Origin of the sequence: Micromonospora sp. NPDC005686 (assembly GCF_042871665.1) — a bacterium.
Taxonomy (GTDB): domain Bacteria; phylum Actinomycetota; class Actinomycetes; order Mycobacteriales; family Micromonosporaceae; genus Micromonospora.
Window position 1 is genome coordinate 94,322 of the sequence record NZ_JBIAIY010000012.1, and the last position, 22,966, is coordinate 117,287.

At 73.7% G+C, this 22,966-nt stretch carries 21 protein-coding genes, 1 pseudogene and 1 riboswitch; of the genes and pseudogenes, 20 read left to right on the forward strand and 2 right to left on the reverse strand.

Going from position 1 to position 22,966, the window contains the following annotated elements; translation table 11 throughout:
• Positions 1 to 58 precede the first annotated feature (58 nt).
• Positions 59 to 946, reverse strand: coding sequence for a septum formation family protein (locus ACFYON_RS25325; protein ID WP_355095666.1), 888 nt, complete (start codon positions 944 to 946; stop codon positions 59 to 61).
• 261 nt (positions 947 to 1,207) lie between these two features.
• On the opposite strand from ACFYON_RS25325, the gene rpe reads away from it, so the two are divergent.
• The 16 genes and pseudogenes from rpe (at position 1,208) to pheT (ending at position 15,487) form a co-directional block, all read left to right on the forward strand.
• Entirely contained in the window at positions 1,208 to 1,888 is a 681-nt protein-coding gene (rpe, locus tag ACFYON_RS25330; RefSeq protein WP_354866902.1) for a ribulose-phosphate 3-epimerase, read from the forward strand.
• 1 nt (position 1,889) lies between these two features.
• Positions 1,890 to 2,846, forward strand: coding sequence for a response regulator (locus ACFYON_RS25335; protein WP_354866900.1), 957 nt, complete (start codon positions 1,890 to 1,892; stop codon positions 2,844 to 2,846).
• Positions 2,847 to 2,926: 80 nt separating this feature from the next.
• Positions 2,927 to 3,099: riboswitch (FMN riboswitch) on the forward strand.
• A gap of 168 nt (positions 3,100 to 3,267) precedes the next feature.
• Positions 3,268 to 4,329: a bifunctional diaminohydroxyphosphoribosylaminopyrimidine deaminase/5-amino-6-(5-phosphoribosylamino)uracil reductase RibD gene (ribD, locus tag ACFYON_RS25340; protein WP_355095665.1), complete on the forward strand. Its 1,062-nt coding sequence runs from the start codon at positions 3,268 to 3,270 to the stop codon at positions 4,327 to 4,329.
• Position 4,330: 1 nt separating this feature from the next.
• Positions 4,331 to 4,952, forward strand: a pseudogene (locus ACFYON_RS25345) (riboflavin synthase); the annotation flags it as partial.
• Positions 4,942 to 5,637, forward strand: a complete 696-nt coding sequence (gene pnuC, locus ACFYON_RS25350; RefSeq protein WP_354866894.1) for a nicotinamide riboside transporter PnuC — start codon at positions 4,942 to 4,944, stop codon at positions 5,635 to 5,637. The pseudogene ACFYON_RS25345 and the gene pnuC, both read left to right, overlap by 11 nt.
• On the forward strand, positions 5,634 to 6,899 hold the full coding sequence (locus tag ACFYON_RS25355; RefSeq protein ID WP_354866892.1) for a bifunctional 3,4-dihydroxy-2-butanone-4-phosphate synthase/GTP cyclohydrolase II: 1,266 nt from the start codon (positions 5,634 to 5,636) through the stop codon (positions 6,897 to 6,899). The genes pnuC and ACFYON_RS25355 overlap by 4 nt, the downstream gene beginning before the upstream one ends.
• A gap of 4 nt (positions 6,900 to 6,903) precedes the next feature.
• Complete coding sequence (gene ribH / locus ACFYON_RS25360) at positions 6,904 to 7,401, forward strand: 6,7-dimethyl-8-ribityllumazine synthase (protein WP_355097335.1); 498 nt, start codon at positions 6,904 to 6,906, stop codon at positions 7,399 to 7,401.
• A gap of 26 nt (positions 7,402 to 7,427) precedes the next feature.
• Complete coding sequence (locus ACFYON_RS25365; protein WP_198039659.1) at positions 7,428 to 7,709, forward strand: phosphoribosyl-ATP diphosphatase; 282 nt, start codon at positions 7,428 to 7,430, stop codon at positions 7,707 to 7,709.
• A gap of 43 nt (positions 7,710 to 7,752) precedes the next feature.
• On the forward strand, positions 7,753 to 8,598 hold the full coding sequence (hisG, locus tag ACFYON_RS25370) for an ATP phosphoribosyltransferase (RefSeq protein ID WP_357706808.1): 846 nt from the start codon (positions 7,753 to 7,755) through the stop codon (positions 8,596 to 8,598).
• An 86-nt stretch (positions 8,599 to 8,684) separates the two neighbouring features.
• On the forward strand, positions 8,685 to 9,158 hold the full coding sequence (locus tag ACFYON_RS25375; protein ID WP_354866884.1) for a PH domain-containing protein: 474 nt from the start codon (positions 8,685 to 8,687) through the stop codon (positions 9,156 to 9,158).
• A gap of 322 nt (positions 9,159 to 9,480) precedes the next feature.
• Positions 9,481 to 10,128: a translation initiation factor IF-3 gene (infC, locus tag ACFYON_RS25380; protein ID WP_354867591.1), complete on the forward strand. Its 648-nt coding sequence runs from the start codon at positions 9,481 to 9,483 to the stop codon at positions 10,126 to 10,128.
• A gap of 19 nt (positions 10,129 to 10,147) precedes the next feature.
• Positions 10,148 to 10,342, forward strand: coding sequence for a 50S ribosomal protein L35 (rpmI, locus tag ACFYON_RS25385; RefSeq protein WP_184684674.1), 195 nt, complete (start codon positions 10,148 to 10,150; stop codon positions 10,340 to 10,342).
• Between the two features lie 32 nt (positions 10,343 to 10,374).
• Entirely contained in the window at positions 10,375 to 10,767 is a 393-nt protein-coding gene (gene rplT / locus ACFYON_RS25390; RefSeq protein WP_354866882.1) for a 50S ribosomal protein L20, read from the forward strand.
• 32 nt (positions 10,768 to 10,799) lie between these two features.
• The gene (locus ACFYON_RS25395; RefSeq protein ID WP_354866880.1) at positions 10,800 to 11,684 is read left to right on the forward strand and encodes an RNA methyltransferase; all 885 of its coding nucleotides are present in this window, start codon (positions 10,800 to 10,802) and stop codon (positions 11,682 to 11,684) included.
• Positions 11,685 to 11,852: 168 nt separating this feature from the next.
• Positions 11,853 to 12,914 (forward strand): phenylalanine--tRNA ligase subunit alpha, encoded by a 1,062-nt coding sequence (gene pheS / locus ACFYON_RS25400; protein WP_355096094.1) that lies wholly within the window; start codon positions 11,853 to 11,855, stop codon positions 12,912 to 12,914.
• A gap of 26 nt (positions 12,915 to 12,940) precedes the next feature.
• The gene (pheT, locus tag ACFYON_RS25405) at positions 12,941 to 15,487 is read left to right on the forward strand and encodes a phenylalanine--tRNA ligase subunit beta (RefSeq protein ID WP_387189137.1); all 2,547 of its coding nucleotides are present in this window, start codon (positions 12,941 to 12,943) and stop codon (positions 15,485 to 15,487) included.
• Positions 15,488 to 15,553: 66 nt separating this feature from the next.
• On the opposite strand, the gene ACFYON_RS25410 is transcribed toward pheT, so the two are convergent.
• Positions 15,554 to 16,471: a helix-turn-helix transcriptional regulator gene (locus ACFYON_RS25410; protein ID WP_354867589.1), complete on the reverse strand. Its 918-nt coding sequence runs from the start codon at positions 16,469 to 16,471 to the stop codon at positions 15,554 to 15,556.
• A gap of 397 nt (positions 16,472 to 16,868) precedes the next feature.
• On the opposite strand from ACFYON_RS25410, the gene ACFYON_RS25415 reads away from it, so the two are divergent.
• Genes ACFYON_RS25415 through ACFYON_RS25430 form a run of 4 tightly spaced genes read left to right on the forward strand, consistent with a single transcriptional unit; the run spans position 16,869 to position 22,963 of the window.
• Positions 16,869 to 17,129: a hypothetical protein gene (locus ACFYON_RS25415; RefSeq protein ID WP_354866874.1), complete on the forward strand. Its 261-nt coding sequence runs from the start codon at positions 16,869 to 16,871 to the stop codon at positions 17,127 to 17,129.
• 37 nt (positions 17,130 to 17,166) lie between these two features.
• Complete coding sequence (locus ACFYON_RS25420) at positions 17,167 to 18,936, forward strand: BTAD domain-containing putative transcriptional regulator (protein WP_387187889.1); 1,770 nt, start codon at positions 17,167 to 17,169, stop codon at positions 18,934 to 18,936.
• The gene (locus ACFYON_RS25425; RefSeq protein WP_354866872.1) at positions 18,933 to 21,092 is read left to right on the forward strand and encodes a TOMM precursor leader peptide-binding protein; all 2,160 of its coding nucleotides are present in this window, start codon (positions 18,933 to 18,935) and stop codon (positions 21,090 to 21,092) included. Before ACFYON_RS25420 ends, ACFYON_RS25425 begins: the two co-directional genes overlap by 4 nt.
• Entirely contained in the window at positions 21,089 to 22,963 is a 1,875-nt protein-coding gene (locus ACFYON_RS25430; protein WP_357706801.1) for a TOMM precursor leader peptide-binding protein, read from the forward strand. The genes ACFYON_RS25425 and ACFYON_RS25430 overlap by 4 nt, the downstream gene beginning before the upstream one ends.
• Positions 22,964 to 22,966 lie beyond the last annotated feature (3 nt).

Here is a 22,966-nt window from a genome sequence, read left to right on the forward strand (position 1 = left end):
GCGTCCGGCGCCGCCCGGTCGACCGGTACGCCTCGGCGGTGCAGCATACGGCAGCCGCTCAGGCGACAGGCAGTCCCTCGGGTCCGGCGCCGCGCACCGAGCGGTTCAGCTTGCGGTCGTCGCTCCACAGGAAACAGCGCACGCCCCGGTCGCCCTCCTCCCACTCCCGCTGCGACGGCGGGTAGAAGATGGACCCGGCCCGGTACGGCAGTTCGGCGTTGTCCGGCACCTCGGCGAACGCGGCGATGAGCGTCATGCAACGCCGGTGCGTGGCGGGCGCGCCCCGGGTGAACTCCGCCCAGCTCATGTCGCGTTCCTCGTACACGCCGACGAACTCCGCCCGGTGCGGTTCGGTGCAGAGCACCGGGGCCATGTAGTTGAGGTTCTGGCCGATCAGTTTCGGGTCGAAGCACCTGTGCAGCAGCGGGTTGTCGCCGACGAGCGCGCCCCGCAGGCTGCCGACCCGGTTGACCGGCCGGGTGTTGTCGATGCTGTCGGTCTCGGCCAGGTCGCAGCGGAACCAGCGGGCGCCGGACGTCCAGGCGGTGACTGTCGGCAGCGCGATGTTCAGCGCGAGCCGGGCGGCCCGCCAGTCCCCGCCGATCATCTCCCGGGCCCGCTGGTCGCACTCGGCGCGCGCGGTGCGCAGCGCCGGGGAGCCGGGTTCCGGGCGTACGCCCTGCGCCGCCGCCCCGTTGAAGCGGCCGACGTGCACGGTCTCGGCCAGGTGGCTGCCCGCGCAGTTCACCGTCTCGTACGTGGCGGCGGCCACCACGGTGCCCAGCCGTGGCAGGCACGTCTCGGACGCCGGGACGAACGGTTGCGGCGCCGGCAGCGCCGCCCAGTCGTCGATCAGGTCGCCGTCGGCCCGGTGTGCCTGAGCGCAGCCCGCGAGCACCGCGGTCGCGGCACCGGCCAGCGCGAGCACGAGGAGCCACCGTCGCATCGTCCGCCCCTTCCGGGAGAGATGGCAGCCGGTCGGCGCAGGCTCGACCGGCGTCCCCCGCGCCCGGGCGTGCAGCATACGTGACCGTCCCTGTAGGAGTTTCGTCATCTTTCAATCGATCGGCCAGTCACCGACGACTATTCGTGCCGATTTTCTCTCCGGACGGCCGGATTGTGCACCGCGGGTGACGGCGAGGTCACCGATGGTCGCTCCGGGAGGCGCGCCGCGACCTCCGGATCATCGCGTTCGTACACTGGCCCGGTGACCGTACCGCCGCCGATCGTCGCGCCGAGCATTCTGGCCGCCGATTTCGCCCGCCTCGCCGACGAGGTCCGTGCCGTGGAGTCCGCCGCCGACTGGCTGCACGTGGACGTCATGGACAACCACTTCGTGCCCAACCTGACCATCGGGCTGCCGGTGGTGCAGAGCCTGCGCGCCGTCACCGGGATCCCGTTCGACGTGCACCTGATGATCACCGACCCGCGCCGCTGGGCGCCCGGGTACGCCGACGCCGGGGCGTACAACGTCACGTTCCACGCCGAGGCGTGCGACGACCCGGTGGCGCTGGCCAAGGACCTGCGTTCGGCCGGGGCGAAGGCGGGGCTGGCGATCGACCGGGACACCCCGATCGAGCCGTACCTGGAGCTGCTGCCGAGCTTCGACACGCTGCTGATCATGACGATCAAGGCCGGCTTCGGCGGCCAGCGATTCCTGCCGCACCTGCTGGACAAGGTGCGCGCGGCCCGCCGGCACGTCGACAGCGGGCACCTGGAGCTGCGCATCGAGGTCGACGGCGGCATCGCCGCGGACACCATCGAGCAGGCCGCCGCGGCCGGTGCCGACGCGTTCGTCGCGGGCACCGCCGTCTACGGCGCCGACGACCCCGCGGAGGCCGTACGCCGCCTGCGGGGCCTGGCGGAACGCGCGATGACCGGGGCCTGAGATGGACCCGGCCGGCGAGCGACCCGACGTGATCCTCGTCGTCGACGACGACGAGGACATCGCCCGCTTCGTCGAGTTCAACCTGCGCCTGCACGGCTTCGAGGTGCTGCACGCCGCCGACGGCCAGGAGGCGCTGGAGATCATCGAGCGGCAGCGGCCCGATCTGGCCGTGGTCGACCTGATGATGCCGCGCATCGACGGGCTGGAGCTGACCCGGCGGCTGCGCGCCGACCCGATGACCTCGGCTCTGCCGGTGATCATGCTCACCGCCAAGGGGATGACCCAGGACAAGGTCAACGGGCTCAGCGTCGGCGCCGACGACTACCTGGTCAAGCCGTTCGACACGCTGGAACTGGTGGCCCGGGTCAACTCCACGCTGCGGCGTAACAAGGAGTTCCGGGAGGTCTCGCCGCTGACCGGCCTGCCCGGCAACAGCCGGATCCGGCGGGAGATCAGCGACCGGGTACGCGACGGCGTCGACTACGCCGTCGGCTACATCGACATCGACCGGTTCAAGAGCGTCAACGACCGGTACGGCTTCGTGCGCGGCGACGAGTTCATCTCGGCGCTGGCCCGCAGCCTGCACCGGGCGGTGGTGTCGATCGGGGTCCCGCCGGCGTTCCTCGGCCACGTCGGCGGCGACGACTTCGTCATCGTCTGCACCCCCAGCCAGGTCCGGCCGCTGACCAGCCGGGCCGTGGTCGACTTCGAGAAGGCCGCGGACGCGCTCTACGACTCCACCGACCGGGAACGCGGCTTCGTGGAGCTGAAGGACCGGCGGGGCAACATCCGCCGCGCCGCGCTCGTCACACTCTCCATCGGCGTGTCGCTGTCCGATTCCGGCAAGCGTTTCACCGATCCGCTGGAGGCCATCGCCATGGCCTCCGAGATGAAGACGGTGGCCAAGAGCCAGCCCGGGTCGTACGTGGCGGTGGACCGCCGCCGCGGCGTTACGTGATCGTGCGGTCCTGCTGTGAGGTAGCTCGCCTCTGTGGCGCGCGCCGCGGTGGAACGTGTAAGACTTCCCGTATACCCACCACGCGCTGGCGGGGCTCGGTGAAATTCCGAACCGGCGGTGATCCACGGTCCGACCGTGGTAAGCCCGCGACCCGGACGGCTTCGGCCGGACGGTGGACCTGGTGAGAATCCGGGGCCGACGGTTGGGGTGCGGCTCGTCCGTCCCCAGAAAGTCCGGATGGGAGACAGCGCGCGGAACGGGGGAGGCCCCTGCCGGCCGCTGAGCACCCTCAGCCGCCGCGTGGGCTCCCCGGGGTCGGCGTCGCCGTCCCCGGGTTCTCCGCCGCCGCGTGTCCGCGGCTTTCGTGGCCGTTCCTCCCGAACCGCCCGCGCGCGACCGGCGAGCGGGAGGACAGGCGGCCATGGCGAGCGTCTCAGTCGACGAGGCGATGCGGCGTGCCATCGAACTGGCCGCGCGCGGACTCGGCACCACGAGCCCCAACCCGGTGGTCGGCTGCGTGCTGCTCGACGCCGACGGCGAGGTGGTCGGCGAGGGCTTCCACGCGTACGCCGGCGGCCCGCACGCCGAGATCGTCGCGCTGGCACAGGCCGGCACGCGCGCCCGCGGCGGTACCGCCGTCGTCACCCTGGAACCCTGCGACCACACCGGCCGCACCGGCCCGTGCAGCCACGCGCTCATCGCCGCCGGGGTGTCCCGCGTGGTCATCGCGGTGCCCGACCCCAACCCGATCGCCTCGGGCGGCGCGGCCACGCTGCGCGCCGCCGGGGTCCGGGTCGCCCTGGGGGTACGCGCGCACGAGGCCGAGGCCGGCAACGTCGCCTGGCTCACCTCGATGCGCCGCGGCTGGCCGTACCTGATCTGGAAGTACGCGGCCACGCTCGACGGGCGCTCCGCCGCCGCCGACGGCACCAGCATGTGGATCACCTCCGAGGCGGCCCGGATCGACGTGCACGCGCTGCGCGGCACCGTCGACGCGGTGCTCGCGGGGGTGGGCACCGTGCTCACCGACGATCCGCGCCTGACCGCCCGCAACCTGCGCGACGGCACCCTGGCCATCCGGCAGCCGCTGCGGGTGGTGGTGGACAGCTCGGGGCGTACCCCGGCCGACGCCCGCGTGCGCGACGGCGCCGCCCGCACCTGGGTGGCCACCGCCGCGGAGGTCGGCGCCGGGCCGGACGGCCGGGTCGACCTGGCCGCGCTGCTCGCGGAGCTCCACCACCGGGGCGTGCGGGCCGCGCTGCTGGAGGGTGGGCCGACGCTGGCCGGCGCGTTCCTCGCCGCCGGCCTGGTCGACCGGATCGTCGGGTACGTCGCGCCGAAGCTGCTCGGCGCCGGCCCGACCGCGCTGCTCGGCGCCGGCGTGACGACCATCGCCGACGCCATCGACCTGGAGATCACCGACGTTACGCGGGTCGGCCCCGACCTGCGGATCACCGCGTTGCCCCGGAAGAGGGAGGCCTGACATGTTCACCGGCATCGTCGAGGAACTGGGCGAGATCGTCCGGAGCACCGAGACCGGCGACGACTCCGCGCTGGTCGCCATCCGCGGCCCGCTCGTCACCTCGGACGCCCGGCACGGCGACTCCATCGCGGTCAACGGCGTCTGCCTCACCGTGGTCGACGTCGACGGCGGCGTGTTCACCGCCGACGTGATGGGCGAGACGCTGCGCCGCACCGCGCTCGGCGCGCTGCGCCCCGGCGACCCGGTCAACCTGGAACGGGCCGCCGCGCTCAACAGCCGCCTCGGCGGACACCTGGTCCAGGGCCACGTCGACGGCGTCGGCGAGATCATCGCCCGGGAGCCGGCCGCGCAGTGGGAGACGGTGCGGTTCCGGCTGCCCGCCGGGCTGGCCCGCTATGTGGTGGAGAAGGGCTCGATCACCGTCGACGGCGTGTCCCTGACCGTCGCCGAGGTGGGCGACGACTGGTTCTCCGTCGGCCTGATCCCCACGACGCTGAAGCTCACCGTCCTCGGTACGAAGCAGCTCGGCGACCCGGTCAACCTGGAGGTGGACGTGCTGGCCAAGTACGTCGAGCGGCTGCTCGGCGACCGGAACGCGGGGGGTGCCCGGTGATGGGCCCGCTCGGCTGGCTGCTCGACGCCCAGGTGCACGTGGCGGGTTCGCCGGTGCTGGTCCGGGAGATCGTCGGCAACGTCTTCGGGCTCGCCTCGGCGCTGCTCGGGCTGCGCCGGGTGGTCTGGGCCTGGCCGGTCGGCATGATCGGCAACGCGCTGCTGCTCACCGTGTTCCTCGGCGGCGTCTTCGTCACCCCGCAGGCGCACGACCTCTACGGCCAGGCCGGCCGGCAGGTCTTCTTCTTCGCCGTCAGCGTCTACGGCTGGTGGCGCTGGTCGCGCAACCGCCGCGCCGGCGGCGGGGACGAGCCGGCCGTGGTGCCGCGCTGGGCCACCTGGCGGGAGCGGCTCGGCCTGCTGGTGGCCGCCGCCGTCGGCACCGCCGCCGCATACCCGGTGCTCGCCGCGCTCGGCTCGTGGGGCCCGCTGCCGGACGCCTGGATCCTGGTCGGCAGCCTGCTCGCCACCTACGGCATGGCCCGCGGCTGGGTCGAGTTCTGGCTGATCTGGATCGCCGTCGACGCGGTCGGCGTGCCGCTGCTGCTGCGCGGCGGCTTCTACCCGTCGGCCGCCATGTACCTGGTCTACGGCGCGTTCTGCGCCGCCGGCATGTACAGCTGGTGGCGCACCTCCCGGGCCGTCGCGACCGCGCCCGCCCCGATCCCGGCGACGTACTCGGAGGCAGTGGCATGACCACTTTCGGATCGATCGAGCAGGCGGTGGCGGACATCGCCGCCGGGCGCCCCGTCGTCGTGGTCGACGACGAGGACCGCGAGAACGAGGGCGACCTGATCTTCGCGGCCGAGCTGGCCACGCCGGAGCTGGTGGCGTTCATGGTCCGCTACACCTCCGGCTACATCTGCGTGCCGCTGACCGAGGACGAGTGCGACCGGCTCGACCTGCCGCCGATGCACCACACCAACCAGGACCGGCGCGGCACCGCGTACACGGTGACGGTGGACGCCCGGGAGGGCGTCAGCACCGGCATCTCGGCCGCCGACCGGTCGCACACCATCCGGCTGCTCGCCGACGCCGCCACCGGCCCGACCGACCTGGCCCGGCCCGGTCACGTGGTGCCGCTGCGCGCCCGCGCCGGCGGGGTGCTGCGCCGCCCCGGGCACACCGAGGCGGCGGTGGACCTGACCCGGCTGGCCGGGCTGCGCCCGGCGGGGGTGCTCTGCGAGCTGGTGAACGACGACGGCACCATGATGCGCCTGCCGGACCTGGAGAAGTTCTGCGCCGAGCACGGGCTGACCCTGGTCACCATCGCGGACCTGATCGCCTACCGGCGGCGTACCGAGAAGCAGGTCGAGCTGGCCGCCGAGGCGCGCATGCCCACCCCGTACGGCGTGTTCCGGGCGCTCGGCTACCGCGTCGAGCACGACCCGGCCGAGCACGTCGCGCTGGTCATGGGTGATCTCGGCGACGGGCGGGACGTGCTGGTGCGGGTGCACTCCGAGTGCCTCACCGGCGACGTGTTCGGCTCGCTGCGCTGCGACTGCGGGCCGCAGTTGCAGGCCGCGCTGGCCCGGGTCGCCGCCGAGGGGCGCGGCGTGGTCCTCTACGTGCGCGGGCACGAGGGCCGCGGCATCGGCCTGCTGCACAAGCTCCAGGCGTACCAGCTCCAGGACCAGGGCCGCGACACCGTTGACGCGAACCTCGACCTGGGGCTGCCGGCCGACGCCCGCGACTACGGCACCGGCGCGCAGATCCTCTACGACCTGGGCGTCCGCTCGATGCGGCTGCTGACGAACAACCCGGCCAAGCGGGCCGGCCTGGAGGGGTACGGCCTCACCGTGACGGGCCGGGAAGGGCTGCCCGTGCGGTCCAACCCGGAGAACGTGCGTTACCTGCGCACCAAGCGGGACCGGATGGGTCACCTGCTGGACGGACTGGACGAGGTGACCGAGGCGCCGATGGGCCGCCCGGTCGCCGGTGACGAGATCGGAGCGTAGGGCGATGGCGGGTTTCGGTGAGCCGGGCGTGACCGCTGTGGACGCGGCCGGGATGACTGTCGGTGTGGTGGCCGCCCGATGGCACGGCGAGCTGACCGACCACATGACCGAGCGTGCGGTGGCCGCCGCGCAGGCGTGCGGGGCGCGGGCCGTGGTGGCCCGGGTGGCCGGCTCGGTGGAGCTGCCGGTGGTGGCCCAGGCGATGGCCCGCCGCTACGACGTGGTCGTCGCGCTCGGCGTGGTGGTACGCGGCGCGACAGCGCACTTCGACTACGTCTGCCAGTCGGTCACCGAGGGGCTGACCCGGGTGGCGCTGGACGAGGGCAAGCCGGTGGCGCACGGGGTGCTGACCGTGGACACCATCGAGCAGGCGCGGGACCGGGCCGGGCTGCCCGGCTCGGCCGAGGACAAGGGCTGGTCGGCGACCGTAGCGGCGCTGGACGCCGCTCTCGCGATCCGTGGCCTGGACGCCCAGTCCGCCCACCGCGTCGGCTTCGCCTGACCCACCCGGCCCGTCACCAGCAGCGGCTGGAAGAATCGCCTTCCGTGAAGACGTTCGAGGAGTTGTTCGCCGAGCTGCAGGCCAAGGCCGCCGCCGGCACCCCGGGCTCGGGCACCGTCGAGGCGCTCGCCAAGGGCGTGCACTTCATCGGCAAGAAGGTCGTCGAGGAGGCGGCCGAGTCGTGGATGGCCGCCGAGCACGAGGGCCCGGAGCGGGCCGCCGAGGAGATCTCCCAGCTGCTCTACCAGGCGCAGGTGCTGATGCTGGCCACCGGTCTGGAACTGAAGGACGTCTACCGACATCTGTGAGTGCCCGTCCGCTGATCATCCGATCGAACGAAGGAGCACTCCCATGCTGCGCGTCGCCGTACCCAACAAGGGCACCCTGGCCGAGTCGGCTGCCCAGATGCTGCGCGAGGCGGGCTACCGCCAGCGCACCGACCCGAAGGACCTGGTCTGCCGGGACGAGCAGAACGACATCGAGTTCTTCTACCTGCGCCCCAAGGACATCGCCACCTACGTCGGCTCCGGTGACCTGGACGTCGGCATCACCGGGCGGGACCTGCTGATCGACTCCGGCGCCCCGGCCGAGGAGATCCTGGACCTCAACTTCGGGCGGGCCACCTTCCGGTTCGCCGCCCGGCCCGACGACGTCGCCTCCGTCCAGCAGCTCGGCGGGCACCGCATCGCCACCGCGTACCCCGGTCTGGTCGAACGGCACCTGGCCGAGCTGGGCGTCAAGGCCGACGTGATCCGCCTCGACGGCGCGGTGGAGAACGCCATCCGCCTCGGCGTGGCCGACGTGGTCGCCGACGTGGTGGAGACCGGCGCGACGCTGCGCCAGGCCGGCCTGGTGGTCTTCGGGGAGCCGCTGCTGCGCTCCTCGGCGGTGCTGGTCCGCCGGGCCGGCGCGCCCGGCGGCGCGCAGCAGGAGCAACTGCTGCGCCGGCTGCACGGCGTCCTGGTGGCCCGGCGCTACGTGATGCTCGCCTACGACGTGCCGGCCGGGCTGCTCGACCGGGCCAGCTCGCTGACCCCGGGCATCGAGTCGCCCACGGTCTCGCCGCTGCACCGGGAGGGCTGGGTCGCGGTGCAGGCGATGGTGCTCCGCGACGACGTGCACCGGATCATGGACGAGCTGTACGAGCTGGGCGCCCGCGCGATCCTGGTCACCAACATCCACGCCTGCCGGCTGTGAGGCCGGTGCCGCTCCGGGTCGCGCCGGAGCGGCCCGGACCGTGTGGCGGCCGAAGACGCGCGCGAGCCGGATGGCAGACTGGTCGGGTGAGCGATTCCGTGGTGACCGTGCGACCCCGCCGCGTCCGGGTCGTCTGCTGGGTGTCGGCCGTCACGCTGTTCGTGGTGTTCAGCCTCGTCGCGACGTCGCTGACCGGCGCCACCGGCAACGGCTACGGCACGTTCCAGCGCGGCGACCAGTTCGCCATGATCGGTCTGGGCGTCTTCGGCGCGCTCGGCTTCCTGCTGTTCACCCGCCCCCGGGTGGTCGCCGACGCCAAGGGCGTGCGGGTGCGCAACGTGTTCAGCTCGTACGAGCTGCCCTGGGAGGTCGTCCGCGGTGTCCGGTTCGACAGGGGCGCCCCGTGGGCCAGCCTGGAGCTGCACGACGACGACCTGCTGCCGATGGTCGCGTTGCAGGCCGCCGACAAGGAGAGCGCGGTCGAGGCCGTCCGCGCGCTGCGCCGCCTGCACCAGGCGCACCTGGTGGCGCTGTCCGCCGGCCAGCCGGCACCCCGCTGACCAGCGATCCCGGTTTGGGCGGCCCTGGGCCGAGGGTGTAGTGTTGCGGAGTCGACCAGACTGCCTCCGTCACTGACGTGCGGGCGGTCGAGAAGCGGAGCGCCCGCTCCCACCCGAGTCGCCGCCACGGTGGCCGGGTCCGGTCCCGGTTTCGGGCACGTCCCGACGCCGGATGCGCGATCCTGTGATCGTGCCGACCGGTCGAGTGGGCCCTGGCATACGCCGGGGCCTTCTGCTTTCCGGGTCGGCTCCCACCTGGGAGCCCACGGAGTCGGCATTAGGAGACTCGACTCGAGGAGGCCCCATCAGCGTCGAACCACGCGTGAACGAGCAGATCCGGGCACGTGAGGTCCGACTGGTCGGTCCTGAGGGTGAGCAGGTGGGCATCGTCCCGCTGGAGCGCGCCCTGCAGCTGGCCGCGGACGTCGACCTGGACCTGGTCGAGGTTGCGCCGATGGCGCGCCCGCCGGTGTGCAAGCTCATGGACTTCGGCAAGTTCAAGTACGAGAGCGCACTGAAGGCGCGCGAAGCGCGGCGTAACCAGCAGCAGACCGTCATCAAGGAAATGAAACTCCGGCCGAAGATCGACCCGCACGACTACGAGACCAAGAAGGGTCACGTGGTGCGGTTCCTCAAGGCCGGCGACAAGGTCAAGGTGACGATCATGTTCCGCGGTCGGGAGCAGAGCCGCCCGGAGCTGGGCTACCGGCTCCTGCGCCGGCTCGAGTCCGAGATCACGGACCTTGGATACGTCGAGGCCGCGCCGAAGCAGGACGGCCGAAACATGATCATGGTTCTCGCTCCGCACCGGGCCGTGAAGGCCTCCGCGGTCGCCGCCACGGCGTCCCGCGGTGGACCGCGCGACCGGACCGCGGAGGAACCGGCCGCTCCGGCCGGCGAGACCCCGACGGCCGGCGAGACCGCAGCAGCCGGTGAGACCGGCACGACCGCTGAGACCAGCGGCCAGTAACAGGGGAGAAGACGTTCCAATGCCGAAGATGAAGAGCCACACGGGCATGGGTAAGCGGGTCAAGGTGACCGGCAAGGGCAAGATCGTTGCCCAGCAGGCCGGCCTTCGCCACAACCTGGAGAAGAAGCCCAGCACCCAGACCCGTCGGCTGACCGGCACCGTCGAGCTGGCCAAGGCCGATATCAAGCGCATCAAGAAGCTGCTCGGCCGCTGACGCGCGCCACCTGAACCGAAGAAGGAGTTGAGATGGCACGCGTCAAGCGGGCTGTGAACGCCCAGAAGAAGCGTCGTACCCTGCTGGAGACCGCGAGCGGCTACCGCGGTCAGCGCTCCCGGCTGTACCGCAAGGCCAAGGAGCAGGTGCTGCACTCGATGCAGTACGCCTACCGGGACCGTCGCGACCGCAAGGGCGACTTCCGGCAGCTCTGGATCCAGCGGATCAACGCCGGCGCCCGGGCCAACGGCCTGACCTACAACCGGCTGATCCAGGGCATGCGCCTGGCCGGCATCGAGGTCGACCGGAAGATCCTGGCCGACATGGCCGTCAACGACGCCGCGGCCTTCGCGGCGATCGTCGAGCTGGCCCGCGCCGCCGTGGCGGCCGAGGGCACCGGTGGCGCCGCGGCCCAGGCCGCCTGACCCACCCCGTACGGCAGATCGAGGCGTCTCCCATGCAGTCATCGTCGCAGGGGAGGCGCCTCGACGCCGTTCCCGGGCCGTTCACCGCGCGTACCCCGAGGGTGGTGGCGGCCCGCCGGCTGCAACGCCGGCGCGACCGCGACCAGGCCGGCCGGTTCCTGGCCGAAGGGCCGCAGGCGGTCCGGGAGGCGCTCGCCCGCACCGGCACCGTGGTCGAGCTGTTCGGCACCCCGGCCGCGCTGGACCGGTACGCCGACCTCGCCGCCACCGCCGCGCGGGCCGACGTGCCCGTCTCCGAGGTGACCGACGACGCCCTGGCCGCGCTGGCCGAGACCGTCGCCCCGCAGGGCCTGGTGGCGGTCTGCCGCCACCTCGACGTACCCCTGGAGCAGGCCGTGGCGCGCGGGCCGCGACTGGTCGCGGTGCTCGCCGGGATCCGTGACCCGGGCAACGCCGGCACCGTGCTGCGTACCGCCGACGCGGCGGGCGCGGGCGCCGTGGTGTTCGCGGGCGAGGCGGTCGACCCCTACAACGGCAAGTGCGTGCGGGCCTCCGCCGGCAGCCTCTTCCACGTCGACGTGGTCCGCGCCGCCGACCCGCTCGCCGCCGTTCAGGCGCTGCGGGCCGCCGGCCTGGAGATCCTCGCCACCACCGGGTACGGCGACAGCGACCTGGATGACCTCGCCGACGCCGGGCGGCTGGCCGCCCCCACCGCGTGGCTGTTCGGCTCGGAGGCGCACGGCCTGCCCGAGGAGATGACCGGCGCCGCTGACGCCCGGGTCCGGGTGCCGCTGCACGGGCGCGCGGAGAGCCTGAACCTGGCTGCGGCGGCGGCCGTCTGCCTGTATTCTTCCGCCAGAGCACTGCGTGCCCCCCGGGGCACGCGAGACACAGCAGGGGAGTCCGCCTCGTCATGAACGCGCCACGGCGTTCGTTTAGCCAGCCCGCCGGTGTCGGCGGGCGGCGGGCCTGACCCTTCCCCCTGCACGACTCCCCACCGGCGGGCTGCGGCGAAGCCGCGCGTCCGTAGACTCGCCTAGCCACCCGCGAGGGTCGGTGCCGCCGTGAGGGAGTGCCCGTTCACCATGAGTTACCGCAACGATCCGTACGACCCGAAGCAGGTCGCCCTGCTCGACCCGGACGCCCTGGCCGGGGCCGTGGCCGACGCCGAGAAGGCGTTCGCCGGGGCCGCCGACCCGGACGCGCTCGCCGCGCTGCGCCCCGCGCACCTCGGCGACCGCTCCCCGGTGTCGCTGGCCCGCCGGGAGATCGGCGCGCTGCCGCCGGCCGCCAAGGCCGACGCCGGCAAGCGGGTCAACGAGGCCCGCCGGGCCGTCGAAGCCGCGTACGCCGCCCGGCAGGAGATCCTGGACCGGGAGCAGGCGGAGCGGGTGCTGGTCGAGGAGCGGGTCGACGTGACCCTGCCGTACGACCGCCGGCCGCGTGGCGCCCGCCACCCGCTGAGCGTGTTGATGGAGCAGATCAGCGACCTGTTCATCGGCATGGGCTACGAGGTGGCCGAGGGCCCCGAGGTCGAGCTGGAGTGGACCAACTTCGACGCCCTGAACATCCCGGCCGACCACCCGGCGCGCGGCCTGATGGACACGTTCCACATCGCACCCGAGGGTTCCGGCCTCGTTCTTCGCACGCACACGTCGCCGGTGCAGGCGCGCACCATGCTCAGCCGCAAGCCGCCCATCTACGTGGTGGTGCCCGGCCGGGTCTACCGCACCGACGAGCTGGACGCCACCCACGCGCCGGTCTTCCACCAGGTCGAGGGCCTGGTGGTGGACAAGGGCATCACCATGGCGCACCTGCGCGGCACGCTCGACCACTTCGCCCGGGCCATGTTCGGCGAGGGGGCGAAGACCCGCTGGCGCCCGCACTACTTCCCGTTCACCGAGCCGTCGGCGGAGTTCGACGTCTGGTTCCCGGAGCACCGGGACGGTCCGCAGTGGGTCGAGTGGGGCGGCTGCGGCATGGTCAACCCGCGGGTGCTGCGCGCCTGCGGCATCGACCCGGAGGTCTACTCCGGATTCGCGTTCGGCATGGGCATCGACCGGACCGTGATGGTCCGGCACGGCGTCAGTGACATGCGGGACATGGCCGAGGGCGACGTGCGGTTCACCCGCGCGTTCGGCGCCTGAGCTACGGGAACGGTGGTTTAACAGTCATGCGAGTCTCTGTCAGTTGGCTGCGGGAGTACGTGGACCTGCCGGCCGGCCTGCCCACCGGCGACCTGGAGCAGGCGCTGGTCGACCTCGGCATCGAGGTCGAGTCCGTGGTGGACCTGCGCGAGTCGGTCACCGGCCCGCTGGTCGTCGGCGAGGTCCTGGAGATCGAGGAGCTGACCGGCTTCAAGAAGCCGATCCGCTTCTGCCGGGTGGACGTCGGCGCCGCGAACGGCACCGGCGAGCCGCAGGAGATCGTCTGCGGCGCGCGTAACTTCGCCGTGGGCGACAAGGTCGTGGTGATCCTCCCCGGCGGCGTGCTGCCCGGCGGCTTCGCCATCGGCGCGCGCAAGACGTACGGGCGCAACTCCCACGGCATGATCTGCTCGGCGCAGGAGCTGGGCCTCGGCGACGACCACTCGGGCATCATCGTGCTGCCCGAGGACGTCAAGGCCCAGCCCGGCGACGACGCCCGGCCCGTCGTCGGCCTGGACGACGTCGTGGTCGAGATGGAGATCACCCCGGACCGCGGGTACGCGCTGAGCGTGCGCGGCATCGCCCGGGAGCTGTCGCACGCGCTCGGTGTGCCGTTCCGCGACCCGGCCGACGCGCCCGCGCCCGGCGCGACCGCCGAGCCGGCGTACCCGGTGGAGGTCCGTGACCCGGTCGGCTGCGACAGGTTCGCGGCGCGGATGGTGCGCGGCGTCGACCCGGCCGTGCAGACGCCCGGCTGGATGCGGCAGCGGCTCACCGCCGCGGGAGTGCGCAGCATCTCGCTGCCGGTCGACATCACCAACTACCTGATGCTCGAACTCGGCCAGCCGATGCACGCCTTCGACACGGACCGGATCGCCGGGACGCTCGTGGTGCGCCGCGCCGAGGCGGGGGAGAAGCTGACCACGCTGGACGGGGTGAACCGCACACTGTCCGCCGAGGACCTGGTGATCTGCGACGACACCGGTCCGATCTCGCTCGCGGCGGTGATGGGCGGCGAGACCAGCGAGGTGCTCGCCTCCACCACGAACGTGCTGTTCGAGGCGGCGCACTGGGATCCGGCGACAGTCGGCCGTACCGCTCGGCGGCACAAGCTGTTCAGCGAGGCCGCGAAGCGGTGGGAGCGCGGCGTCGACCCGGCGCTGCCGCTTGTCGCGCTGGAGAAGGCGGTCCGGCTGCTCACCGACCTGGCGGGCGGCACGGCCGGCGCCGAGGTGCTCGACATCGACCACGTCGCGCCGCGTACGCCCGTGACGCTGCCGGTGGACCTGCCCTCGCGGCGGGTCGGTGTGGCCTACTCGCCGCAGCGGGTGGCGGAACTGCTGGAGCAGGTCGGCTGCACCGTCACAGGCGGCGCCGACCGGCTCGCCGAGGACCCGGGCACCGCCGGCACGGCCGCCGGGGGCGGCGAGGTGCTGACCGTGACGCCGCCGAGCTGGCGGCCCGACCTGACCGACCCGGCCGACCTGGTGGAGGAGGTGGTACGCCTCGACGGCTACGACCGTGTGCCGTCGGTGCTGCCCACCGCGCCGCCCGGGCGGGGCCTGACCTGGCAGCAGCAGCGCCGCCGGGCCGTCGCCCGCTCCCTCACGGAGCGCGGCTACGTCGAGGTGCTGGCGCAGCCGTTCGTCGCGCCCGAGCTGGCCGACCAGCTCGGCCTGCCCGCCGACGACCCGCGCCGCCCGGCGGTACGCCTGGCGAACCCGCTGTCCGAGGAGGAGCCGCTGCTGCGCACCACGCTGCTCGGCCCGCTGCTGGGCATCGTCAAGCGCAACGTCGGCCGGGGTCAGCGGGACGTGGCGATTTACGAGATCGGCACGGTCTTCCACCCGCGTCCCGGCGCCGGGGCCCCGCCCGCGATGGGCGTGGACCGGCGGCCCACCGACGAGGAGTTCGCCGCCGCCGACGCGGTGGTGCCGGCCCAGCCGCGGCACGTCGCGGTGGCGCTCACCGGCGAGATCGAACCGGCCGGCTGGTGGGGCGCGGGCCGGCCGGCCGGCTGGGCGGACGCGGTCGAGGCGGGCCGGGCGGTGCTCGACGCCGCGGGCATCCCCGCCGACCGGGTGACGGTACGGGCCGGGGAGCGGGCGCCGTGGCACCCGGGCCGCTGCGCCGAACTGGTGGTGGACGACGTGGTCGTCGGCCACGCCGGTGAGCTGCACCCGGCCGTGCTGGCCGCGCTGGAGCTGCCCCGGCGTGCCTGCGCCATGGAACTGGACCTGGACGCGCTGCCCGCCGCCCCGCTGGTGTCCGGCCCGACCATCTCCACGTTCCCGCCGGCCCTGATCGACGTGGCGCTTGTGGTGGACGACTCGGTGCCGGCGGCCGAGGTGCGGGCGGCCCTGGTCGAGGGCGCGGGCGTGCTGCTGGAGGACGTCCGGCTGTTCGACGTCTACACCTCCGAGCAGCTCGGCGCGGGACGCAAGTCGCTCGCGTACAAGCTGACGTTCCGGGCCCCGGACCGGACCCTCGCGGGCGAGGAGGCGGTGGCCGCCCGGGACGCGGCGGTCGCCCGGGCCGCGGAACGCGTCGGCGCCACCCTGCGGGGGGCCTGACCGGCCCGCTGCCGGCGAGATCGCGGGCAACCGGCTCCCGGAGCTGGTTGCCCGCCGTCGGCGCGGTCAGATCCAGCCGCGCAGAGCCGCTTCCACACCGGCCTGGAAGCGGCTCTCGGCGTCCAGGCGCTTCATGATGTCGGCGACCGTACGGCGCACGGTGCGCTCGGACAGGCCGAGCTGGCGGCCGATCGCCTCGTCGGTACGCCCGCGGCGCAGCAGCCGCAGGATGGCGGTCGCCTGCTTGGTCAGCCCGTCGAGACTGCTCCCGGTCCACTGGGAGAACGGGACGCCCTTCTCCCACAACAGGTCGAACAACAGACAGAGCGCGGAGACCAGCCGCACGCTGCGGATTTCCACCGCGCCCCGGCCGACGTGCGATTCGATCGGCAGGAGAGCGATTCTGTGATCCACGAGCGTCATCCGCACCGGGGCCCCCGGCAGCACCCGGATGTCCTCCCCGCATTCGGCCATCTCCTCGGCATAGGCGCAGGAGGCCGGGTCCTGAAGAATGCCCTCCTGGTAGAGGTGCCGGATGGTGATGCCGCGAGCCAGTGCCATCCGGGTCAGGGCGCCTCCGCTTTCCCTGATCTGCTGCGGAATCGCCAGGCCGCCGGTCAGCATCATGACGCTCTGGGTGGCCGTGCGGGCGTGCTCGGAGAGCCGGTCCCGCAGCTCGTCGACACCCTTCAGCCGGACGATCTCCTCTCGTTCGTTGTCGTCCTGGCTGGCCGCACGGGCCAGCACGGAAGCGCGGGTCGCCTGGATCCTTGCCTGCTCAGCGACCGTCCGCTGCTCCGCCTGATCGAGCAGGACGAGCAGGCCGAGCTGCGGGCTCACCGCGCGGAGGCTGCCCGGCCGGTTCGACGAGGGCAGGATCATCGCGTGGTCGGCGAGCGCGGTGAGGGCGTCGTGGACGGCCGTCTCCGGCATGCCCAGGCCGGTCACGAGGTCCTCGACATCCCATGCCGGATTGTCGACCATCGCCCAGTAGACGGCCTCGTCGGTGGCGGACAGCCCCAATCTGTCGATCACGTTCCCTCCCCCGGGATTCGATCGTCACACTAATGGAGGCGCAGCCTCGGGTTAGATAACAGATTGATGTACGTGGCATTAACGCAAGTGATCACCGCCATTTGAGACGCGCATCTGCGGGACCGAACAGAAAATGCCTGATTTATGCGTCGGAGTACGCGGCGGAACCGGCCGTGGCCGGTTCCGCCGGTGCGCGGAGACGTGACGGGCCCGGTCCCACGCATCACCCTCGATGCAACACCCGCCGGCCGGCGGGGCGACACGGAAGGGGCGGCGATGCGGACATGCCGACGATGGGCGACGTCGAGGCGCGAACCCGGGCGGTCCGGCTCACCGGAGGTCTGCCGTGCTGCTCACCCGGCTCGCGCTGCGGCCGCCGGACGATGACCGCGGTCTCTCCGCCGGCGAGCTGACGGACCTGCTGTGGCTCAACGCCGCAGTGGCCGACGGCATCCGCCACATCCACGCCCGTGAGATCGCCGGACGGCTGGCCGTAGCGGTCTTCACCGTCGCCTCCGAACAGGCGATCTCCGACTACATCGTGCAGCGCGTCTGTGAGCGCGCGATCCGGAGCGTACCCGCGCTGCGCGGGTGGACGGTCACCTGATCGGTGCTCGTCGGATCAACCCGAAGGGAGGATCACCGTGGAATCGAACGTGGCGAGCCTGCCCGCTCGGTGTGATCCGGAGCCGGTGGCGTCCACGCCGGCCGCCGCCTTTCGCGTCCTCGGCCCGCTGACCCTGACCACGGCCGCCGACGCGCTGGTGCTGCCGCCGTCGAAGGTGACCTGCCTGCTGGCGGCGTTGCTGTTGCATCCCGACGAGGTGGTGTCGGTCGCCGCGCTGCAGCAGGCGATCTGGGGCGACGACCCGCCGGTCTCGGCCCGGGCCGCGTTGCAGACCTGCGCGCTGCGGCTGCGCCAACTGTTCCAGCGGCACGGGCTGACCGCGAACGCGATAAGGACCGTGCCCGGCGGCTACCGGATCACCGCCGGTCCGCAGACCGTCGACCTGATGCGCTTCCGTGAGCTGGCCGGCCGCACCCGCGCCGAGACGGACCCGGAGACGGAACTGGCGACGCTGGAGGAGGCGCTCGCCCTGTGGAGCGAGCCGATGCTGGCGAACGTGCCGTCGGAGGCGCTGCACCGCGACGTCGTGCCCCGGGTGAACGAGGAACGCGTCCGGGTCATCGAACGGCTCTGCGACCTCAAGATCGGGTTGGGTCGTGACCGGTCGGCGCTGGTGGATCTGTGGACCGCGACCCGCGTCTATCCGGCGAACGAGCGCTTCGCCGCGAGCCTCGTCGAGGTGCTCTACCGCACCGGCCGGCAGGCCGACGCGCTCACCGAGCTGCGCCGGATCAAGGAGCACCTCGACAACGAACTGGGCGTCGGCCCGGGTGCGGGGCTGCGGCGGCTGGAGCTGACCATCCTGCGCGGCGAGGCGCCGGCGCCGGTGGCCGCGGTGGCACCCCGGCCCGGGCCGGCGGCACCGGCCCGGCCGCCCACCTCCGTCGCGGGCTTCGTCGGCCGGGCGGCGCTGTGCCGCACCCTCGCCGACCGGCTGCGCGGGGGCACCCGCATCGTGGTGCTCAGCGGGCTGCCGGGCGTCGGCAAGACGGCCCTCGCCCAGCACGTCGCCGGCCTCGTCGCCGAGGACTTCCCCGGCGGCGTGCGGCAGCTGGAGCCGGGCGCCCCGGACGCCGTCGTGTCCTCGGGCTCCGCCACCGGCCGCCGCCTGCTGCTGGCCGACGACGTCGCCGACGCGACGCTGGCCCGGCGGTTGCCGGCGGTGCTGGGGCCGGACGACGTGCTGCTGGTGACCAGCCGGCCCAGCCTGTCCGCACTGGTCGCCCGGCTCGGCGGCTGGCTGCACCGGGTCGAACCGCTCGATCCGCAGGAGGCACTGGACCTGCTCGGGGTGGCACTGGGAGCGGAACGGGTGCGGGCCGAGTCATCGGCCGCGGCCGAACTCGCGGCGCTCTGCGAACACCTGCCGCTGGCGCTGCGGATCGCCGCCACACGCGTCCTGCTGCGTGCCCGGATGAGCCTCGACGAGGCCGTCCGGTGGCTGAGCGTCGATCCGATCGGGCGGCTGAGCCTGCCCGGCGACCCGGAGATGTCCCTGGCCGGCCGGTTCGACGAGACGCTGGCCCGGGCCGGCGACGTGCTCGCCGGCGCCTTCCTCCGGCTGGCCGCCGGAGCGCCGGGGACGATCACCGTCCCCACCGCCGCCGTGCTGCTCGACGTCGACCGGGTCCGCGCCCGTGAGCTGCTCGACGACCTCGTCGACCAGAGCCTGATGGAAGAGGCCGCGGACCAGTACCGCATCCGTGGCCTGCTGCGGCGGCACGCGCACGGTGCGGCCGGCCGAGGACCGACACCCGATGGAGTGAAGAAGGGAACCCACGGATGAGCACTGCCTACGAGACGGTGGCTCAGACCCGGCCGCGGATGCGACACGACGTGCTGTTCACCCGCACCGAGGACGGAGTGCTGTTCCACAACGCCAGCAGTGGCTTCCGGCTGACCTCCGGCACCGCCTACCGGTTGGCGACGTTGCTCGTGCCGCACCTGAACGGGCGCAACCGGGTCGCCGACATCTGCCGGCCGCTGCCGGCCGCGCGACGCGACATGATCGGCGAGTTGGTCGAGGCGCTGTACGCGCGTGGCTTCGCCCGGGACGTACCGGCCGAGGAGGATCCGGAGACGGTCCTCGACCCGGCCGTGGCCGGGACGTTCGCCGCCCAGATCGCCTACGTCGACCACTACACCGATCGGCCGGCGCACCGCTTCGCCGCCTTCCGCGACACCCGGGTCGCGGTGCTCGGCGACGGTCCCGTCGCCCGCTCCTGCGCCACCGCCCTGCTGCGCAACGGTGCCGCCGGGGTGACCGTGCGGGCCGCCGTCGCGCCCGGCCTCGCCGACGAGCTGGCCGCGCTGACCGAGGCGGGATGTCCGGCCACCGTCGACGAACTGCCCGACGGCGACGTCGGCTGGGCCGGCCTCGACGCCGACCTCGTGGTGGTTGCCGCCGGTGACGGCGCGCCCCGCGACACGCTGCGGCTGCTCGCGGCGGGCATCCCGGCCGGCCGGCTGCTCCTGCCGGCCTGGGTCTGCGGGGAGCGGATGCTCGTCGGCCCGGTGCAGGGCGTAGGACGCCGGGGATGCTGGTGCTGCGCGATGAACCGGCTCACCGACAACGACGACACCGGCGCGGCGGCCACGGTGTGGCGGGCCGCCGCCCTGCCCGCCGGATCCGCGCCGGTCGTCGCCGAGCCGGACGGGCCGCTGGCCGCGATGGTCGGCAACCTGCTCGCGTACGAGGTCTTCCGGCTCACCACCGGCGTGCTGCCGGCGGAGACCGACGGCGCGCTGATCGTCCAGCATCTGGCCTCGCTCGACGTGCTGACCGAGCCGCTGCTTCCCCACCCGCGGTGCGCCTTCTGCCGGCCGGACTCGCCGGAGCCGCCCGCGGCGGAACTCGCGCTCGACGAGCCGGCCGCCGACGGCGCCGACGAGTCGGCCCGGGCCGAGGCGGCCGTGGCCCGGCTGGCCGCCCACCAGCCGCTGCTCCAGCCGCACCTGGGTGTGTTCCGCCGTTACGACGACGAACGCTGGGACCAGACCCCGATCAAGATCGGCGCGGTCGACCTCACCGATCCGGGCGGTCGCCGCCGTACCGTCCACGCGTTCGACGTGCACCACGTCGCGGCGGCCCGGCTACGGGCGCTGCGGGCCGCCGCGGTGACAGTCACCGGCCGGTCGGCCGTCCTCCGGCCGCCCGCCGCCGACGCGGCGCGGTTCGACGCCGCCCGGCTCGGCCTCGACTCCGGCTGGGGTGAGCCGAACGGGGGCGGCTGGGCGGCGGCCCGCTCAGTGCTCACCGGCGCGGCGGCCGCGGTGCCGGCCGCGGTGCTGGAGCCGTTCGGCGCGGCCAACCGCGCCCGCGGCGCGGAGCCCACGCGGGCCGGCGGGGGCGCCGGCGACGACCTCGCCGAGGCGGTGCGGAGCGGCCTGGCCTCGGCGCTGGCGTACCACGCGTTGCGTGCGGCAGTCGAGGGCCGGTCCGCCGCCCGGCAGGTACGCCTGGACACTCGCGGCGCCGATCCGGAACTGGTCTTCCTGACCAAGTCGGCGGCGAACCTGGGGATCGCCGTGGAACTGCTCGACCTCTCCGCCGCGTCGGAGGCCGGGCTGAGCGTGCTGCTGGCCCGCTACCTCGACCAGACCGACGGCCGGTGGCGTTACGCCGTGGCGGGTGACCCGGTCCACGCGGTCGCGGCCGGGGCGGCCCTGCGGGACGTGCTGGGCCAGGCGGCGCTGCGCGCACAGGATCCGGCGATCACGCCGGACACCGGCGACGCGCTGCTGGACGAGTTCGACGCGGGCACCCTGGCGGTGGCGGACACGACACCGGCCGACGGCGCCGCGCTGAGCTGGTCACAGGTGCGCCACGGGCTGCGCGAGCGGGGACACGACGTGCTGGTGGCGTCGGTCGGCGGCGCGGACCTGGCCGCCGGCGGGCTGGTCGCGGTCAAGGTGCTGCTGACCGTCCAGGAGGGCCGGTGAGCCACAGCGCCGCGACCGACGAGCTGGTCTGCGCCGGGCTGGCGCTGCTGCTGGCCGAGCGCGGGTGCGCCGCCGAGGTGGCCGCCCTGGGCGTACGGGACGAGCTGACCGCGCCGGCCCGCCCGGCCGGTGGGCCCCGCGTGCTGGTCTACGGGCACGTGGTCCTGCTCGGCCCGGCGGCGTCCTCGGGCGCCTGCGCGACCTGCCTGGCCCGGCGCTGGCAGGCGGTGCGGCACCGCGACCTGCGGGACGCGGTCGAGTTGGGCGGCGACACCCGGGCGGCCGGCCCGTGGCCGTACGCGATCGGGTTCGTCGCGGACCTCCTGGCCGCCCTGGTCGCCGCCCACTACGGCGGCGCCCCGGCGCCCGGCGGCCCGGCCGTGGTGCTCCACGTCGACCTGCAGGCGCTGCGGGTGCGCCGGGTTCCGCTGGTCGCGGACCCGGAGTGCCCGGCCTGCGGCGGGACCGTCCCGGACGCGCGCGAACTCGCCCCGATTGAGCTGACGCCCACCGCCAAGAGCGACCCGGCCGGTTTCCGGGGCCGGAACCTCGACGACTACCCGCTGGACGTGGAGGCCTTCGCCAACCCGGTGTGCGGTGCGCTCGGCTCGACCCTGTGGCAGGACCTGACCTCGCTGTCCACCGCGCCGGCGATCGGCTCGTTCACCCTGCGCAGCGGCCGCTACCTGCGCGAGACGCTCTACGGCGGACACACCGACGGCTTCCGGCGCAGCGCCCGCGTCGCGGTGCTGGAAGGGCTGGAGCGCGCCGCCGGGCTGCGCCCGCGACGTAAGCACACAGCGCTCACCGCGACCCTGCGGGAACTGGGCGACGACGCCCTCGACCCACGCGAGTGCGGCGTCTACGCCGACGACTTCTACCGGGCCAACCCGTACGTGCACCGCTTCGACCCGGACCGGCCGATCACCTGGGTCTGGGGATGGTCGCTGCGCGACCAGCGGGCCGTGCTGGTGCCCGAGGTCCTGGTCTACTACCACGCCGCCGGCGTCGAGGAACGCTTCGTCCAGGAGACCTCCAACGGGTGCGCGTCGGGCGGCTCCCTGGTGGAGGCGGTCTACCACGGCCTGATGGAGGCGATCGAACGCGACGCGTTCCTCCTGGCCTGGTACGGCGGGCGGGCCCTGCCGGAGATCGACGCGGCCACCATCGACCGGCGACAGACCCGGCTGATGATCGACCGGCTGGCCATGTACGGCTACCGGGCCCGGTTCTTCGACGCCCGGATGACCTTCGACATCCCGGTGGTGACCGCGGTCGCCGTGCGGGAGGACGGCGGCCTCGGCACCCTCGCCTTCGGCGGCGGCGCGAGCCTCGACCCGCAGGCCGCCGTCACCGCGGCCCTGTGCGAGATCGCCACCGACTCGGTGATGGTGCGGCTGCGTGCGGGCGCCGACGAACCGCGGCTGCGGACCATGGTGACCGACTTCTCCCAGGTGCGCGGCCTGCACGATCACCCGCTGCTGTACGGGCTGCCGGAGATGCGACGGCACGCCGGGTTCCTGCTGGACAGCGGTCGCGCGCCGGTGGCGACGGCCGAGCTGTACGGGCCGGACCGTCCCGCCCCGCCGATCTCCGCCGACCTGCGGGACGACCTGGAGTACTGCCTCAAGGCGGTCACCGGGCACGGGTTCGACGTGATCGCCGTCGACCAGACCACACCCGAGCAGCACGACCTGGGACTGGCCACGGCGAGCGTGCTGGTGCCGGGCCTGCTGCCCATCGACTTCGGCTGGATGCGCCAGCGCGCGCCCCACGCGCCCCGGCTGCGTACCGCCTTCCGTGCCGCCGGACTCCTCGACCGCGATCTGCGCGACGACGAGATCCACTCCGTTCCCCACCCGTTCCCGTGAGGT

Excerpts from the sequence above, each read along its gene's own strand:
- ACFYON_RS25325 (WP_355095666.1), bottom strand. The coding sequence starts at position 946 with ATGCGACGGTGGCTCCTCGTGCTCGCGCTGGCCGGTGCCGCGACCGCG.
- ACFYON_RS25335 (WP_354866900.1), top strand. The coding sequence starts at position 1,890 with ATGGACCCGGCCGGCGAGCGACCCGACGTGATCCTCGTCGTCGACGAC.
- ribD (WP_355095665.1), top strand. The coding sequence starts at position 3,268 with ATGGCGAGCGTCTCAGTCGACGAGGCGATGCGGCGTGCCATCGAACTG.
- pnuC (WP_354866894.1), top strand. The coding sequence starts at position 4,942 with ATGGGCCCGCTCGGCTGGCTGCTCGACGCCCAGGTGCACGTGGCGGGT.
- ACFYON_RS25355 (WP_354866892.1), top strand. The coding sequence starts at position 5,634 with ATGACCACTTTCGGATCGATCGAGCAGGCGGTGGCGGACATCGCCGCC.
- ribH (WP_355097335.1), top strand. The coding sequence starts at position 6,904 with ATGGCGGGTTTCGGTGAGCCGGGCGTGACCGCTGTGGACGCGGCCGGG.
- hisG (WP_357706808.1), top strand. The coding sequence starts at position 7,753 with ATGCTGCGCGTCGCCGTACCCAACAAGGGCACCCTGGCCGAGTCGGCT.
- rpmI (WP_184684674.1), top strand. The coding sequence starts at position 10,148 with ATGCCGAAGATGAAGAGCCACACGGGCATGGGTAAGCGGGTCAAGGTG.
- rplT (WP_354866882.1), top strand. The coding sequence starts at position 10,375 with ATGGCACGCGTCAAGCGGGCTGTGAACGCCCAGAAGAAGCGTCGTACC.
- ACFYON_RS25395 (WP_354866880.1), top strand. The coding sequence starts at position 10,800 with ATGCAGTCATCGTCGCAGGGGAGGCGCCTCGACGCCGTTCCCGGGCCG.
- pheS (WP_355096094.1), top strand. The coding sequence starts at position 11,853 with ATGAGTTACCGCAACGATCCGTACGACCCGAAGCAGGTCGCCCTGCTC.
- pheT (WP_387189137.1), top strand. The coding sequence starts at position 12,941 with ATGCGAGTCTCTGTCAGTTGGCTGCGGGAGTACGTGGACCTGCCGGCC.
- ACFYON_RS25410 (WP_354867589.1), bottom strand. The coding sequence starts at position 16,471 with ATGGTCGACAATCCGGCATGGGATGTCGAGGACCTCGTGACCGGCCTG.
- ACFYON_RS25425 (WP_354866872.1), top strand. The coding sequence starts at position 18,933 with ATGAGCACTGCCTACGAGACGGTGGCTCAGACCCGGCCGCGGATGCGA.